Annotated in this window: 15 protein-coding genes and 1 pseudogene; 8 read left to right on the top strand and 8 right to left on the bottom strand. The window is 63.8% G+C overall.

Features of this window, described 5'->3' with window-relative positions; translation table 11 throughout:
* Window positions 1-150 precede the first annotated feature (150 nt).
* From EI171_RS23685 to EI171_RS23655, 7 genes and pseudogenes are all read right to left on the bottom strand, one after another.
* A complete protein-coding gene (locus EI171_RS23685; protein ID WP_161534814.1) occupies window positions 151-768 on the bottom strand; it encodes a hypothetical protein in 618 nt (205 codons plus the stop codon).
* A complete protein-coding gene (locus EI171_RS23680) occupies window positions 765-1,421 on the bottom strand; it encodes a class III cytochrome C family protein (RefSeq protein ID WP_342714473.1) in 657 nt (218 codons plus the stop codon). The genes EI171_RS23685 and EI171_RS23680 overlap by 4 nt, the downstream gene beginning before the upstream one ends.
* 119 nt (window positions 1,422-1,540) lie before the next feature.
* Window positions 1,541-2,248, bottom strand: coding sequence for an iron reductase (locus EI171_RS23675; RefSeq protein WP_161534813.1), 708 nt, complete (start codon window positions 2,246-2,248; stop codon window positions 1,541-1,543).
* A 1-nt stretch (window position 2,249) separates the two neighbouring features.
* Window positions 2,250-4,200: pseudogene (locus tag EI171_RS23670) on the bottom strand (FAD-binding oxidoreductase).
* A 23-nt stretch (window positions 4,201-4,223) separates the two neighbouring features.
* Window positions 4,224-5,078 carry a Spy/CpxP family protein refolding chaperone gene (locus tag EI171_RS23665; protein ID WP_246740253.1) on the bottom strand — a complete coding sequence of 285 codons (855 nt, stop codon included), beginning with the start codon at window positions 5,076-5,078 and terminating at the stop codon, window positions 4,224-4,226.
* Window positions 5,056-5,469 (bottom strand): DUF1622 domain-containing protein, encoded by a 414-nt coding sequence (locus EI171_RS23660; RefSeq protein ID WP_011087586.1) that lies wholly within the window; start codon window positions 5,467-5,469, stop codon window positions 5,056-5,058. Before EI171_RS23660 ends, EI171_RS23665 begins: the two co-directional genes overlap by 23 nt.
* Window positions 5,466-6,695, bottom strand: coding sequence for an OpgC domain-containing protein (locus tag EI171_RS23655; protein WP_202633206.1), 1,230 nt, complete (start codon window positions 6,693-6,695; stop codon window positions 5,466-5,468). The genes EI171_RS23660 and EI171_RS23655 overlap by 4 nt, the downstream gene beginning before the upstream one ends.
* 492 nt (window positions 6,696-7,187) lie before the next feature.
* Here EI171_RS23655 and EI171_RS23650 point away from each other — a divergent pair, with 492 nt between their 5' ends.
* Window positions 7,188-7,451 (top strand): hypothetical protein, encoded by a 264-nt coding sequence (locus EI171_RS23650; RefSeq protein WP_060912373.1) that lies wholly within the window; start codon window positions 7,188-7,190, stop codon window positions 7,449-7,451.
* 148 nt (window positions 7,452-7,599) lie between these two features.
* A complete protein-coding gene (locus EI171_RS23645; RefSeq protein WP_080668037.1) occupies window positions 7,600-7,836 on the top strand; it encodes a hypothetical protein in 237 nt (78 codons plus the stop codon).
* A gap of 73 nt (window positions 7,837-7,909) precedes the next feature.
* Here EI171_RS23645 and EI171_RS23640 read toward each other — a convergent pair whose 3' ends face one another.
* Entirely contained in the window at window positions 7,910-9,247 is a 1,338-nt protein-coding gene (locus tag EI171_RS23640) for a S41 family peptidase (protein WP_011087590.1), read from the bottom strand.
* A 304-nt stretch (window positions 9,248-9,551) separates the two neighbouring features.
* Here EI171_RS23640 and EI171_RS23635 point away from each other — a divergent pair, with 304 nt between their 5' ends.
* The 6 genes from EI171_RS23635 to EI171_RS23610 all read left to right on the top strand — a co-directional run bounded on the left by EI171_RS23635 (window position 9,552) and on the right by EI171_RS23610 (window position 14,509).
* Window positions 9,552-10,685, top strand: a complete 1,134-nt coding sequence (locus EI171_RS23635; protein WP_110116150.1) for an alpha-hydroxy acid oxidase — start codon at window positions 9,552-9,554, stop codon at window positions 10,683-10,685.
* A 14-nt stretch (window positions 10,686-10,699) separates the two neighbouring features.
* Window positions 10,700-11,326 carry an HAD family phosphatase gene (locus tag EI171_RS23630; RefSeq protein WP_161534812.1) on the top strand — a complete coding sequence of 209 codons (627 nt, stop codon included), beginning with the start codon at window positions 10,700-10,702 and terminating at the stop codon, window positions 11,324-11,326.
* A 165-nt stretch (window positions 11,327-11,491) separates the two neighbouring features.
* Complete coding sequence (locus EI171_RS23625; protein WP_161534811.1) at window positions 11,492-11,710, top strand: hypothetical protein; 219 nt, start codon at window positions 11,492-11,494, stop codon at window positions 11,708-11,710.
* A gap of 222 nt (window positions 11,711-11,932) precedes the next feature.
* Window positions 11,933-13,144 carry a gephyrin-like molybdotransferase Glp gene (gene glp, locus EI171_RS23620; protein ID WP_161534810.1) on the top strand — a complete coding sequence of 404 codons (1,212 nt, stop codon included), beginning with the start codon at window positions 11,933-11,935 and terminating at the stop codon, window positions 13,142-13,144.
* Between the two features lie 175 nt (window positions 13,145-13,319).
* Window positions 13,320-14,015 carry a transcriptional repressor LexA gene (gene lexA / locus EI171_RS23615; protein ID WP_011087594.1) on the top strand — a complete coding sequence of 232 codons (696 nt, stop codon included), beginning with the start codon at window positions 13,320-13,322 and terminating at the stop codon, window positions 14,013-14,015.
* Between the two features lie 287 nt (window positions 14,016-14,302).
* A complete protein-coding gene (locus EI171_RS23610; RefSeq protein ID WP_161534809.1) occupies window positions 14,303-14,509 on the top strand; it encodes a hypothetical protein in 207 nt (68 codons plus the stop codon).
* Window positions 14,510-14,674 lie beyond the last annotated feature (165 nt).

The following is a 14,674-nucleotide window of genomic DNA, read 5'->3' as shown; positions in this document are numbered from 1 at the left end:
GCGGGAACAGCACCGAGGCCGGCGCCGTCACTCCGCCGCGCGTGAGGTCCTGACGCGCATCGTCGTCATCCGCATGGCAACGTGCCTCTCGCAGACGAGTCGATCCGCGCTCGCACCTGGAGCGACGCAGTCCGGTTTTCAGGAGCTATCTCAGGCGATGGGGGGCCGGTAGTGGCGACGGAACGTGCCTTCGTCGCCGATCACGTCAGGCTGCGCTTCGCAGCGCGAGCGCGGCACGACGAGCTCCGCAACGGCCGGAGCTTGCGGCCACACGGCGCTGAAGCAAAGCACCGAGCCGCAGCAGGTCGCATGCCGCTCGCCGGACCGGTCATGGTCGTCGTCGCAATCCCCGGCCATCGCAACGTCATGCGAATGTACTGCCGATCCGCCAGCGTGATCGTGCTCATGCGTATCTCCAGGCTGATCGCTCGGATGGTCGCACTGCATCGCTACGTCGAGGGAGATCGAGATCGCGAGGGACGGCGTCATCGACGCGAGCAGGTAAGCGATGGCGACAAGCCATCCCCACCATCTTCGCCTTGGCTTTCGCAAGCCAATCATCCCTGCACCTGCTGTCCCGACCGGAAACATATAGCTCTGGTTGCAGTGACGGCCAACAGAAAACGACGCTCGCGGCTTCGACATTGCAAGAACGGCGATGAGAGTCGTGCGCCGTGCCAGATGCGGCGCGGAAATCAGCTCCCGATTTCTTTCGTCGAGCCCTGTAATATATTGCACCCCTCTCCGTCGCGCGACCGAATCCGTCAATGGTGCTTCATCCAGCCGGTGCCCTTGATGTCGTTGAACGAGTCGGTTCTGTGACACAGAAAGCATTGATCGACCGATGCGTGCTCCTGTCCCGTGATCATCCGATCCATCATGACGAAGTGGCCCATGTAGTGGCTCGGCGGCGCCTGATGGCATTGGGCGCAGTCCCTCGAAGTCGGCGAGGGGTGCAGGAAACCGGCGATCTTCCAGGACGCGAGCCCATGGCAATCCGCGCAGTCCCGTCCGAGCAATTCGCGGTGCGGCTCCCGGTTGCTGTGGCAGCTGGCACAGTCGAGCGCAGCCTTTTCCCGCCGTTCTGACTTTGGCAGGCCGAGAAACTCCTTCAGGTCCGCAGTCAGTTGATCGGCTGCGGACCGGTCGAACAACTTCGTGCCGGAGCCGGCCGCCGCGACTTGCAGCAGTGCCGCGTGGTCCATCCTGATCGGCCGCAACTCGCCCATGTGCTCGAGATGGCAGCCGGAACATTGAGTGCCCGCCGCGGCATGAAACGCCGTCGACTGCTTGGCGAGATCCGCGGCGGAAGGCGCGTGACAGGAGATACAGGCCGCTGCGTCGACGCCCCTGACCGGCGTGTGGCAGCTCTCACATCTGTCGGACAGAAAAGCGTGCTTCCCGGACAGCGGCCCGGGCATCACAAATCTCGTCCAGCCCGGGACTAGCTCGGAGCTGCCCCGATAGAGAGCGATCGATACGACGGCCGCGCTTGCGACGGCCAGTGTCGCGACCACGGCGTAGAGCACGCCCCTGATCGTCACGCCAGCCACCGCAGCCCGTAATAGACCTCGGCCGCCACATGCACCGCCAGCAGCGCATACATGACGATCGCCGCCATGACATGCAGCCCGATCCACTTCAGGAAGATCTTCTTGATTGCTTCGCTGGATCCGATCGCCGATTCGAGATCGGAAATACCATCGACGAGTTGCAGCACGGGCACATTCGGCAACGTCGATGCAGGCACGGCGTCCCCCTCACGGACCACACGATCGGGCGACGACATCGCCGACGCAATGTGCTCATAGGCCGACCTCAAGGTCGCCAGACGCGATTGCTGCTGGCGCAGCTCCATCGCGGTTTGCGGCAGGTAGTACCGCCCGACAAATCCGGTGACGACAACGATCAGCATGCTGGTCACCAGGGCAATCCCAAGCGGACTTTGAAACTTATGACCGGTATGCAGAAGCGCGAAGAATGCTGCGACGATTCCGGCATAGGCGTGAAACGCCAGGAGCGTCGGCATCGACACGCCTCGCGTGACCAGGACCTTCAAACCCACGCTGTATTTCGTCATCGGATAGACGAGAAGGAGAACCATCAGCACGGCCGCACCGGCCCCGAGGACAAAGCCCGCCAGGCTTCCTGCGAACCGGCTGTCGGAGTGCAGCAGGAAAGCCGGCACCAGCAGCAACAGGGCCGCCAGAACGACGTCGGCGATCAGGCGCTCTCTCCCATCCATCATGTCAGGCCTCGACGACCAGATCTCCGACCGATCTCGCCTGGCAGGCCAGGATGAGACCGTTCGCCTTATCGTCTGCGGTCAAGGCGTCCTGGACCTCCATCGTGACGTTTCCTTGCAACAGATGCGTCTTGCAGACGCCGCAGACCCCGACCCGACAGGAATAATCGATCGAAACGCCCGCGCTCTCGGCCACCTCCAGGACGCTCTTGTCCGGAGGCAGCGCCACAACCTTATCGGATGTCGCAAAGCGAATGGTGGCTGTTGCAGGACCGACTGTCGCAGCCCCTCGATTGCTCGCCTCGGCGGCCGGCATTTGCGCTTCGGCCGCGACCTTGCCGGGAGGTGGAACGGCGCCGCGGGCCGGCCCCAAAGGCCTCCGTCTTGATCTGCTCGCGCGGAACGCCGAGCCCGATCAACGTCTTTCTGAGCGCGTCCATCATTCCGGGCGGACCGCACAGGTGAACGCGTCGTCTGGCGAGATCGGGCACAGCCTGCGTCAGGAACTCGGCCGTGATCTGCCCCTCGCTTCCCATCCACGACGTGCCCGCGGCCCGCACCATCGTGGCCGCGACGTGCAGATTGCTCATCCTGCGCTGAAGATATTCCAGCTCGTCCCGGAAAATGAATTGCTCGGTCGTCTGCGCGCCATAGACGAGGTAGATCTGGCCGGGCCATGCAATATCCGAGAGATACCGGATCGCCGCCATCAGCGGCGTGATACCGACCCCGCCACCGATCAGGACGACGCTGTCGGCTTCCACGCCCGTGAATGTAAAGGCGCCTGAGGGGCCCGCCACTTCAACGAGGTCTCCCTCCTTCAGGTGGCCATGCATGTAGTCGGACAGAAGCCCGCCGTCTTCGCGCTTGATCGTGGTCTCGACATAGGCGGTCTGGGCGGCGGACGATGCGATCGTGTAGGAACGCCTGACGGCCTGTCCGTCGATCTCGATGGCATAGGTCAGGAACTGTCCCGGCAGGAATGCAAACGGAATCGCGCCGCCGTCTGGTGCTTGCAGACGGAAGGTCTTCACGTTCGGTGTCTCCTGATAGATCGCGCAGATCCTCAGCTTGCCCTTCCAGGAGCGGCTCGCCTCAACCCGCCGCGGATGGCGATCTGTCTCCTGGGAGGATGTCGCCTCGGGCTTGTCGTTCGGCACGCCGGCGGCCGGCGGGGACACGAGGGGCGCGGCAGCAGCCGGAGCGACCGCAGCGCGCGTCAGCCGGTCGACCAGCGCGTTCGCCCGGCGCATGCGCGCGAGGTAGACGGCAAGCATCGCGAGCGAGAACAGCACCAGCAGCGCCATGGTCGTGACGTGAAACCAGGAGACCCCTGGCGTGCCGTCATCCGCATCCATGGCGCCGCGCTGAGGCAGGAGGTTCATCTGCGATTTGAACCAGGCCTGTGCGATTTGCTGCGGCGGCTTGCCCTCGTGCAGCGAGCGCAGCGCGACCACGCCACTCTGGACGGCGTTCAGGGATTCGCGAAGCCGACGCGCCGCCTGATCCGCGGCAACGATGTCGCTCCCGGCAATGGCGTGCCGCAGATCCATCTCAGCACCCGCCAAGCGATCGGTCTCCGCGCTGATCCGCTCGCGCGCCTGGATCTCCAGATTGCTCCGCTGTTCGGCGGACAGCGACGGCATCTCCATCAATGCCGGATAAAACTCCTTGCGCGGCCGGCCCATCATGCCGTCCATTCCGCCCATCATCCCCGGCGTGGCGCCGCCGGGCGGCGCGCCGGCCGCACCGCCTGCGGAGCCGGACGCTGCGGGATGATGTGCGGCGTGGTCGTCCTCTGCCTGCGCCAGCTCCCAACCCTGAGCGACCTGCCCTGTCGGATGCGCGCGGCCGAGGCCGAAGTCCGATGCGAGCGCGGCATTCGCCACAAGCTGGCTCGTGAGGACGACGAGCGCAGACAGGCCGGCTCGACATCGAAGGGGCAGACCGAACATGATCTCGCTCTCGATTCCAACGCTCAGAACGACGCAATCAGAGGCAGCAGGATCGTGTCTGCTGTCTGCTTCTGGCTCTCGTTCAACGACGCGTAGAGCCGCGTGAAGGCCACGCGAGCCGCCTTGAGCGCCTCCAGGCGCTCGGACAGGTGCCGCTCGTAATGCTCCAGACGGTCCGCGCTTCCCAGCCTGTCATCCATCGCGAGCATCTTGCGCGCATCCAGCAGGTGCTGCCGGCTCGACCGCAAGGCATCCGCCACATTATTCCAATCGGCAACCTGCTTGTCGCTGATCTGCAATTCCGCCTTCAGAAATGCGATCCGCCCTTCGAGCCGCTCGGTCACGTCCGCCGGGCCACTCATCGCGCCGTTGCTGCCAGACGAACTCATCTGGCCGCGCATCATCTTCTCCATCATTTGCATCATCTGCATCATGCCGGAATTGTCCTGGCAGCCGGCGCCCTGGCAGTCCCGCATCTGGCCTTGCGGCGGCATCTTCATCTTATCGTCGTTCATCTGGCCGCCGCTCATGTTCTGCGGCTGACCCGATGGCTGTCCCGTATTCATCTTGCCGCTGGAATCCGACGGTGCGGGCATCTTCGACATCTTGTCGTCGTCCATCATCGCGACGCGAGTCAGATCGGTTGCAGCGACTGCGGACGACAGTCCACCCGGACCCAGCACGAGGACGGCAAGGGCGGCTGCGCTCACGACAAATTTCTTCGGACGATTCATGGTCATTCTCCAGGGTTTGATTCGGATGGTCGTCTGCTCATCGATTTCGGCGATGAGGGCAGCGAGGTGCGGGTCAGGCCATATAGACGCGACGCGCCGGAAACTCTTACGCACGGAGGTGTCAAAGGCCGCTGCGTGCTGCATCGCTCACCTCCCTGTCATGCCTTCGCCACGGCCATCGCCCCTCGATTTCAATCTGGAGCGAGAAGCTCAGGAAGGTGCGGATCACGATGATCAAGGCCAGGATGCCGAGCCGGTCGAACGACGGCACGATCGCGACCATTCCGATGATGTCGGCGGCAATCAGGAATTCGAGGCCAAGCAGGATGCCGCGACCGAGGTTCGCGCGATAGGAACGAAATGCGTCTGCAGGCGCACCGCGCCGCATCTCGTTCAACGACCAGACCGTTGCGGCAACCACGCCGCACACGATCACCACCACGCCAAGCAGCTCGATCGTCGATGCGGTCCAGTGCAGGCCATGCAGGATGACGCCCTGCACGTCCTCGGTGAAAACCAACTCGGAAGTTATCATTCGCCCGCCTCCCCGCCCTGCCCGGACGAGCGGCTTCTGTCCACGCCCTTCGACCAGGTCCGGTAGTAGGCAACGCCCGTCATGATCCAGAGGCCCGCGGCTCCAACGATGAGCTGAGCCGGGATTCCCTCCGATCCAAAATCAAGCAGGAAATGCGCGATGAACGAAAGGAAGAGACCGACGCAGAACACGGGCAAGGATTGCTGGCCACATCGAATCAACGGCTGCAGGAAAGGCGACTTCAGTCCCGGCCAACCGATCGGAACGAGCGAGACGACGATGAGCACCAGGCTCGCCAGATGAACGACCCGATAGGGGCTGAGATTGGTCTTGTCGTTCGGTACGAAGACGGCGACGAGTCCCTCGGGGAGGTAGCCCCTGAGCTCGGGAATTCGCTCGGCCAGTGTCATCACAAGCGCGAAGAGCAGAAAGCCGCCGCTCATGACAAGGAGCGTGCGGGACGACAGCAGCCAGCGACTTGCGGTCGCCCCTCCCAATGCCAGCCAGGCCCCGAATACGAAGAGCAGTTGCCAGGTAAACGGATTGAAATACCAGACCCCGGCCGGATAGGCGGGCAAGTTCCAGCCGTAATGGCGGGCGGCCAGATAGAGACCGAACGAGCTGATCATCACCGCGTTCCGCCATCGCAACATGAACCAGAGCACGACGGGAAACGCAGCCATCAGCACGATGTAGAGCGGCAGGACGTCGAGATTGAGCGGCTTGAACTTGAGGACCAGGCCTTGCGAGAGCGTCTCGACGGGAAAGTCCATCAGCGGCGCGACGTTGAACTGATCCATCAGGTGAAGGTCGTCGAACCTGTGCGCGAGGTAATGCACGGCGGTGAGATAGACGAAGAACAGCAGAAGGTGGGCGACATAGAGCTGCCATACCCGCCGCAGCAGCCGGGTTGCCCCAATGACGAAGCCACGCTCCATCATCATGGTGCCGAACACGAACGTCGCGGTGTAGCCGGAGATCAACACGAACAGATCGGCGCCGTCGCTGAAGCCGTAATTGCGCGTCGTGAACCAGACCAGCACCGAATTCGGAATGTGTCCGAGGAAGATCAGCCAGTTCGCCAGACCGCGAAACAAATCCAGCCGGACATCGCGCCGGGGCTTGGCCAGCACCGATCTGATCGTGATCGTCTCCCAGAGCCGGCGGCGCAGCAGAAATGCAACTTGCAGCGGCCGACCGGCCACCTGGATCGTCTCGTCAATCAAGAGCGTGCTTCCCATTCTCGCGCGATGTTTGCGGATCGCAACCGCGCCGCGATGCTCTATCCACTCGCGAGCCGACACGCTAGGTCGCGTCGTTGATGCCCTTTTGACGGACATCAAACTCGAGCGATGCACCGGCCAAATCTTTTTTTCGCGCGGTCTTGTAATGAGTTGAGACGCCTCTCGTCCTCGAGTCATTCGATCGACATCGCCATCTTTCCAGCAACGCCTCTTGCCGGCACTGCAAGTGATCGAGGGCACGACATGAAGCCATCGAATTCGCGAGATCGATGCAAATTTTTTTCTGTAAGAAGATCGATACTTCCCGTCGCCTGCTGCAACTCGACGATCCACGCATCGGCGCACGCAAGTGCGCGCGTCGACATTTGATTTTGCTCAACCTAGACAATCGCGCTCCGGGTTTGGTTGCCTGTCAGTCAAGCCACCGGGACTTGATTGACACCAACTCGACAAGTTCAAACAGGAGAAACCAGAATGAGTCACCGCAAGCTGATCGTCGCTGCCGCGATCATGTCGCTCGTCGCGTTGCCCGCCTTGGCGCAGACGAGCACGACGAACACCACCGATGAGAAGAACGGCCACCACTATTCGGGCGGGCCCAAGACCGAGGTCCCGCACCACATGGGCAAGAAAGAGAGCGACGGCGGATCGACCAGCGGATCGGGCGGCAGCCACCATTACGGCGGCGGACCGAAGACGGAAGTCCCGCATCACATGGGCCCGAAGAAGGAGCAATGACGATCGCGCTGTGATCTCGCGGCTTGCGAGCCGCGGGATCACCGCAGAGCCCTATGTCCTAAGCTCGCAATTGATCAGACCCGTCGACTGAGATTTGAACTGATTGTAAGACGAGGTCCGTTCAACTCGTTCCAAGAAAGAGCGCAAGATGGCTCAGATTTCCGGATATGTCGTGGTCACAGTTACCGGCTTGTCATCGGCCGGCACCGTCGCTGCGCCGGGCCTCAAGGTTGGAGATCGTGTCATCCAGGCCTCGTCACCCTCCCTCAATGGCAACGTGAACATCTTCGAAGCCGTCGTCACGGTCGATGATCAATTGCAACAATTCACCGCTTTCGGTGCTTCGACAGCGGTCACATTCGAAATCCTGGCGCTCCGCCTTTGACACGCCAGCCTCAAAACGAATTCGCCCGGGAGCGGTCATCCGCTCCCGGGCGATTATCTGGACGTCGTAGGATTTAGTTCGGCACCGCAGCCTTCGGCGCGGGCTTGGCCGCGACCGCATTCGCGGTGACGCCATGCAGGAAGTCGTAGGCCGCGTGCAGGGCCTTGTCGTCCTCCTCTTTCGGCGGGACGTAGGACTGCGATCCGGTCTGCTCGGTGCCGTCGGCAGCCTGCAGGTGGCCGCGCATCTGGGACTCCGCCATGGTATCCATCCGGCCCTTCAGCTCGGGCGGCACGTCCTGGAGGATCTCGATGTCGGGCGCAATGCCCTGGGCCTGGATCGAGCGGCCGGACGGCGTGTAGTAGCGCGCCGTGGTCAGCGCCAGCGCGCCATTGCCGGCGCCGAGCGGAATGATGGTCTGCACCGAGCCCTTGCCGAACGAGCGCGTGCCGATGATCGTGGCACGCTTGTGGTCATGCAGCGCGCCGGCGACGATCTCCGAGGCCGAAGCCGAGCCGCCATTGACCAGAACCACCAGCGGCTTGCCCTTGGTGAGGTCGCCGCCATGCGCGGTGAAGCGCTGGGTTTCCTCCGGATTGCGGCCGCGGGTCGAGACCACCTCGCCGCGCTGAAGGAACGCGCTCGACACCGAAACGGCCTGGTCGAGCAAGCCGCCCGGATTGTTGCGCAGGTCCATCACATAGCCCGCGAGCTTCTCCTGCGGGATCTCCCTGGAGATCGCCGCGATCGCCTTCTTCAGGCCGTCGGTGGTCTGCTCGTTGAACGAGGTGACGCGGATATAGCCGATGTCGCCATTCTCGACGTGGAAGCGGACCGGCCGCACATGGATGATCTCGCGGGTGATCGCGATGTCGAGCGGGGCGTCGGCGCCCTTGCGCACGATGGTGAGCTTGGTCTTGGTGTCGACCGGGCCCTTCATCTTGTTGACGGCCTGCTCGAGCGTCATGCCCTGCACGGCATCGCCATCGATCTTGCTGATGAGATCGCCGGACATGATGCCGGCCTTGGACGCCGGCGTGTCGTCGATCGGCGAGACGACCTTGACCAGGCCCTCCTCCATCGTGACCTCGATGCCGAGCCCGCCGAACTCGCCGGAGGTGGTCTCCTGCATCTCGGTCCAGGCCTTGTCGTTCATGTAGCGCGAATGCGGATCGAGCGAGGTCACCATGCCGGTGATCGCGCCTTCGATCAGCTTGGCGTTGTCGGGCTTCTCGACATAGCTCGCCTTCACGCGCTCGAAGACTTCGCCGAACAAGTTGAGCTGTGAATAGGCATCATCCGCGCCAGCCGCCGCCCGTGCCGCCCATACTCCGCCGTGCGGACTGGCTACCAGAAGGGTCAAACACGCTCCGGTGAGCGCGCCCAGGGGGAACAGCAGGGTTTTCCGCATGGATAGGCTGGCCTTTTTGCTTGGCGGTTCTCTTGGGCTTGGGAGGCGCCATGCAAATGGCGATCCAGCCCGCTTCTCACAATACCATTCTGGTTTCTTCAAGGCCGGGATGCCAGGCCGGCGGGTACACCGTAAAAATCCCTTCGCCCGGACCTAAACTTTTGGCAACGTTCCGAAACCGTTTCATGCAAAGCAGGAATCGGTCGATCGCCCGCGCCTCGCAGCTATGCGATTTTAGGATGGTTTTGGAGAGCCGGACGGGTTAGGCGATGAAACAAGGCTTCAAATTCTCGGGAGGATAATAATGAACGAAAAACCCCGCATCCAGCCGGAAAGGAACGTCGAACTCGGCGCCAGCAGCGAGCCGTTCCAGAATCTGCACGAATTCATCCGCAAAGCACGCGCCAACCTCAACCAGAATGCCTGGGACTATATCGTCGGCGCCGCCGAGACCGAGACCACGATGCGCCGCAACCGGATGGCGCTGGACGAGCTCGCTTTTCGCCCGCGCGTGCTGCGCGACGTGCGCAAGGTCGATGGCTCCGTCGAGCAGTTCGGCCGCAGGATGCGCCTGCCGGTGGTGCTCGCCCCTGTCGGCGCGCTCGAGATCTTCGATCCGGATGGTGCCGCGAGCGTCGCGCGCGCCGCCGGCACCTTTGGGGCGGCGCACATGCTGAGCTCAGTGTCCGAGCCTGGCCTGGAGAAGACCGCCGCAGCCGCCCCCGACGCGCTGCGTCTCTACCAGCTCTACGTGCGCGGCGACGACGCCTTCGTCGCCGATGTCGTCAGCCGGGCCGAAAAGCACGCCTACGCCGCCTTCTGCCTGACCGTCGACACCGCCCATTACAGCCGTCGCGAACGCGACATCGCCAAGCGCTACGTTCGCGAGAGCCGCCTGCGCGCCACCGGCGGCGATTTCCAGAAAGGCCTGGAATGGCGGACCGTGAAGATGATCAAGGACAAGTTCAAGATTCCGCTGATCCTGAAAGGTATCGCCACCGCCGAGGACGCCCTGATCGCGCTCGATCACGGCGTCGAATGGATCTACGTCTCCAACCATGGCGGCCGCCAGCTCGATCACGGCCGCGGCGCCATGCATGTGCTGCCTGAGATCGTCGAGGCCGTGAAGGGCCGCGCCAAGATCATGGTCGATGGCGGCTTTGGCCGCGGCACCGACATCGTCAAGGCGATCGCGGCGGGCGCCGACCTCGTCGGCATCGGCCGGTTGCAATGCTGGGCGCTGGCGGCGGCCGGCGAAGCCGGCGTGACGCGGATGCTGGAGCTTCTGGAGGACGAGGTGCTGCGCTGCCTCGGCCTGTTGGGCGCCACCTCGTTCGCCGAGGTCAACAAGTCCTGCCTGCACCAAGCCACCGCGACGAACGCGCCGAGCGTGTTCAGCGCGTTCCCGCTGTTCGACCACGAACCTTACCGGTACTGATCCGAAAGGACGCAATGACCTCGCTCTCTCCCGGCAGCGCGGATGCGCTTCTGTTCGACCTCGGGCGCGTCGTGCTCGACATCGATTTCTCCAAGGCGATCGCTTGCTGGGCGGGACACGCCGGCTGCAAGCCGGAGGCGATCATTGCCCGCTATGTGCGCGACAGCGAGGCGTATCGGCTGCACGAGGTCGGCAAGATCAGCGACGAGGAGTATTTCGCCTCGCTACGCGCCTCGCTCGGGATCGGCATCTCGGATGCGCAATTTCTCGAGGGCTGGAACGCGATCTTCGCGGGTGAAATGCCCGATGTCGCGGAGCTGTTGCCGCGTGCGGCGAAGCAGATGCCGCTCTACGCCTTCTCCAACACCAACCAGCCGCATGTCGACCATTTCTCGAAGGAATACGCCGACCTGCTCGGCCATTTCCGCGAGCTGTACCTGTCGTCCAGCATCGGCCTGCGCAAGCCGGACGCGGCGGCGTTCGACCATGTCGTGGCGGCCATCGGTGTGCCCGCCAGGCGCATCGTGTTCTTCGATGACCTCGCCGAAAACGTCGAGGGAGCGCGGGCGCGCGGATTGACCGCGGTGCATGTGACCTCGCCCCGCGATGTCGGCGACGCGCTCGAGGCGCTGGGAATCTGATCGAGACGCATCGGCTGGCGGGTGAAACCGGGGAGCTCCCGGAACCGATCTAGCCGGGATGAGGAACCAAATCGCTTTGTACATTTTTATACAGAGTTCCGGGAACGGAATGCCCGCTTCCGGACTCTTGAGTCCGTTGGGACTTCTACAGACGGACGTATCATCGTGTTGGGCAAAACCTACCTCACCAAACAAGCCTCTCTTCTGCTCGAATTCGCCAAAACGACTTCGGATTCTGACCTCTCCGCCAAGCTGATCAGCAAGGCCGCCGACCTGAAATCCCAGGCCGATCCGCTGCCCGACAAGGATCAAGGCCCCAAGCCCCCTGACGTGGCTCCCGACGTGGCGCCGGACCTCCGTCCGGACCGCCAGACCGGTCGTTGACCGATGCTGGCCGTGGCTCCCGTCATGTCGTCCTTGCCATGGCCACGCTCGTTCCCGTCTTTCTCGTCAGACAGATCATGCCGCGGCAAAGCTGACGGTCCCTCATGACTGGACGGATCAAGCAGGATAAATCCTGATCCGGTCCCATTTTGCTTCATCGCCCGCGCTCGGCTAGAACTCTTGCCGCCCATTCGTCCAGACTTTCCGAGCAGGAGTTTCGCCGTGGCCTTGATGCCGGTTTCTGACGCGCTCGCCGCGGTGCTGGCCGGCGCGGAGCCGCTGCCTGAAGAGATGATTCCCCTCGACGAGGCCTACCACCGCGTGCTCGCGCGCGACGTCGCGGCGCGGCGTACCCAGCCGCCCGAGGCGATGTCGGCCATGGACGGCTACGCCGTGCGCGCAGCCGATGCGGCCAGGGTCGACGCGCAGCTCACCATGATCGGCGAGGTCGCGGCGGGCCGGCCGTTCGCGGGAGCGGTCGGCGCCGGCGAAGCGGTGCGAATCTTCACCGGCGGCGTCGTTCCCGCCGGCGCGGACGCGGTCGTGATCCAGGAGGATACGGTCGCCGAGGGCAAGCGCATCACGATCAAGGAAGCCGCTATCGCCGGTCGGCACATCCGGCCCGCCGGCGTCGACTTCCGCGAGGGCGACGTGCTCCTTCGCAAGGGAACCCGGCTCACCGAGCGCGACCTCGCGCTCGCCGCCGGGATGAACCATCCAGACCTGCCCATCCGCCGCCGTCCGAAGGTCGCGATCCTCGCCACCGGCGACGAGCTGGTGATGCCGGGCACCACGCCGGGCCCCGGCCAGATCGTCTATTCCAACGGCTATGCCCTGCACGCCCTCGCCCGCCAGGAGGGCGCAGATACCATCGACCTCGGCGTTGCCGCCGATACGCTGGAGGCCACCACAGCCGGCATCCGCCGTGCCCGAGAGAGCGGCGCCGACATCCTGATCACGATCGGCGGCGCCTCGGTCGGCGACCACGATCTGGTCCAGCAGGCGCTGAAGGCCGAAGGCATTGCGATGGCGTTCTGGAAGATCGCGATGCGGCCGGGCAAGCCGATGATGCACGGCCGGCTAGGGGCGATGGGGGTGATCGGCCTGCCCGGCAATCCCGTGTCGTCCTATGTGTGCGGCTTCCTGTTCATGGTGCCGTTGATTCGCGCCCTGTCGGGCCGCGCCGTGATTCACCATCGTCGCGAGCGCGCCGTGCTCGGCCGCGATGTCGGCGCCAATGACCGGCGCGAGGACTATCTTCGTGCGCGCCTGGAGCGGCGCGACGACGGCATGCTTGTCGCCCTTCCCGTCAATCATCAGGATTCCTCGCTGCTTGCGAATCTCGCTGCGGCGCAGGCACTTCTCGTGCGCGCGCCGTTCGCGCCGAAGGCCGAGGCAGGCGCGCCTTGCGAGGTGCTGCGACTGCCCGCCTGAACGCACTGGTCCTGCGCGTTCCGCGAACTTTGTCGCGTTCACGGTAAATTAAGCAGTTGCGGAACACATATCGAACATATAGTGTCCGTTCATGATTTGTTTCGAGCATCTGGCGGCTCGCCGCTGAATTCACCGTCTCGGAATCGAACGACATCAACCGGGGGATTTGGTCGAGATGTTAACGCGCAAACAATACGAGCTTCTGCGATTCATCAGCGAGCGTTTGAAGGAAAGCGGTGTGCCGCCCTCCTTCGACGAGATGAAGGACGCGCTCGACCTGCGCTCGAAGTCGGGCATCCATCGCCTGATCACCGCACTGGAGGAGCGCGGCTTCATCCGGCGCCTGCCCAACCGGGCCCGCGCGATCGAGGTGATCAAGCTGCCCGAGCTGCAGGCCGCCGCTGGCAACCGCCGTGGCTTCACGCCGAGCGTCATCGAGGGCAATCTCGGCAAGGTGCGAGCGAGCTCCAGCGCGGACGAGGGCGAACGCCCCGTCGCGGTGCCGGTGATGGGCCGCATCGCGGCCGGCACGCCGATCGAAGCGTTGCAGACCCGCAGCCACACCATCAGCGTACCGCCCGACATGCTCGGCTCGGGCGAGCACTACGCGCTCGAAGTGCGCGGCGACTCGATGGTCGAAGCCGGCATCCTCGACGGCGACATGGCGCTGATCCAGCGCAATGAGAGCGCCGACACCGGCGACATCGTGGTGGCGCTGATCGACGACGAGGAAGCGACGCTGAAGCGCTTCCGCCGCCGCGGCGCTTCGATCGCGCTCGAGCCCGCCAATGCGGCCTATGAGGTCCGCATCCTGCCGCCCAACCGGGTGAAGATTCAGGGCAAGCTGATCGGCCTGTACCGGAAGTACTGAGCGTGATCCGGACTGGAGGGCCGCGTTAGCGCAAAGTGCGCAGCGGTTTTCCCTCGCGGCAAGCGCAGGACGCGCTTGCGCGGAGATCATGCTCAAGCAATCACCTAAGCGCGGCCCGCCGGTTGGCGACCCGCGTCGTTGACGATTGGAGCGGACGATTGTCCGCTCCGGCTGGATAGTCTTTCTGGTTTTGCTCAGATTATCCGGCCCCTCTCTAGCGCTACATCCTCGCGACGCCGCAGAAAGCCCTCATCGCTTCGTGGCCCTGGAGATCGAGGAGGCAATCAATGCGCAAGATCGTTTTGAGCACCGTCACGGTGGCGCTGATCGCAGCATCCGCGTCGGCATCGCAAGCCTTCGCCGCGCAGTCGCACCATGCCCGCAAGGCAACGCAGACGACGAGCGAGCAATTGCGCAATGCCCGCAACGCCGTCGCGCAGCCGTCGCAACCCGCCTGGCAATATTCGGGCTGGTCGGCACCTGCTGGTCGCTGACGGAGACGCACGCCAAATGCACGGAAGCGGTTTTTGTTCCTGAGGCATTTGAAAAAGATATTGTGATGGCAGCCTGCGGACCCAAGCCGCAGATTTGCCTACAACCAAGAAGACGCTAACATGCTTCCACTCTGATAGAGGCCAGTGCCTCCGAAGGAGGCGCGG

Source organism: Bradyrhizobium sp. LCT2 (assembly GCF_009931255.1).
Taxonomy (GTDB): Bacteria; Pseudomonadota; Alphaproteobacteria; order Rhizobiales; family Xanthobacteraceae; genus Bradyrhizobium; species Bradyrhizobium diazoefficiens.
The sequence above is the reverse complement of the archived record's forward strand: the minus strand, read 5'-3'. Positions and strand labels throughout refer to the sequence as shown.

What these genes read in the sequence shown, in the direction of transcription:
- lexA (WP_011087594.1), top strand. Translation starts at nt 13,320, where the DNA reads ATGTTAACGCGCAAACAATACGAGCTTCTGCGATTCATCAGCGAGCGT.
- EI171_RS23680 (WP_342714473.1), bottom strand. Translation starts at nt 1,421, where the DNA reads ATGCCCGGGCCGCTGTCCGGGAAGCACGCTTTTCTGTCCGACAGATGT.
- EI171_RS23650 (WP_060912373.1), top strand. Translation starts at nt 7,188, where the DNA reads ATGAGTCACCGCAAGCTGATCGTCGCTGCCGCGATCATGTCGCTCGTC.
- EI171_RS23630 (WP_161534812.1), top strand. Translation starts at nt 10,700, where the DNA reads ATGACCTCGCTCTCTCCCGGCAGCGCGGATGCGCTTCTGTTCGACCTC.
- EI171_RS23645 (WP_080668037.1), top strand. Translation starts at nt 7,600, where the DNA reads ATGGCTCAGATTTCCGGATATGTCGTGGTCACAGTTACCGGCTTGTCA.
- EI171_RS23640 (WP_011087590.1), bottom strand. Translation starts at nt 9,247, where the DNA reads ATGCGGAAAACCCTGCTGTTCCCCCTGGGCGCGCTCACCGGAGCGTGT.
- EI171_RS23675 (WP_161534813.1), bottom strand. Translation starts at nt 2,248, where the DNA reads ATGATGGATGGGAGAGAGCGCCTGATCGCCGACGTCGTTCTGGCGGCC.
- EI171_RS23635 (WP_110116150.1), top strand. Translation starts at nt 9,552, where the DNA reads ATGAACGAAAAACCCCGCATCCAGCCGGAAAGGAACGTCGAACTCGGC.
- EI171_RS23665 (WP_246740253.1), bottom strand. Translation starts at nt 5,078, where the DNA reads ATGCAGCACGCAGCGGCCTTTGACACCTCCGTGCGTAAGAGTTTCCGG.
- EI171_RS23660 (WP_011087586.1), bottom strand. Translation starts at nt 5,469, where the DNA reads ATGATAACTTCCGAGTTGGTTTTCACCGAGGACGTGCAGGGCGTCATC.
- EI171_RS23610 (WP_161534809.1), top strand. Translation starts at nt 14,303, where the DNA reads ATGCGCAAGATCGTTTTGAGCACCGTCACGGTGGCGCTGATCGCAGCA.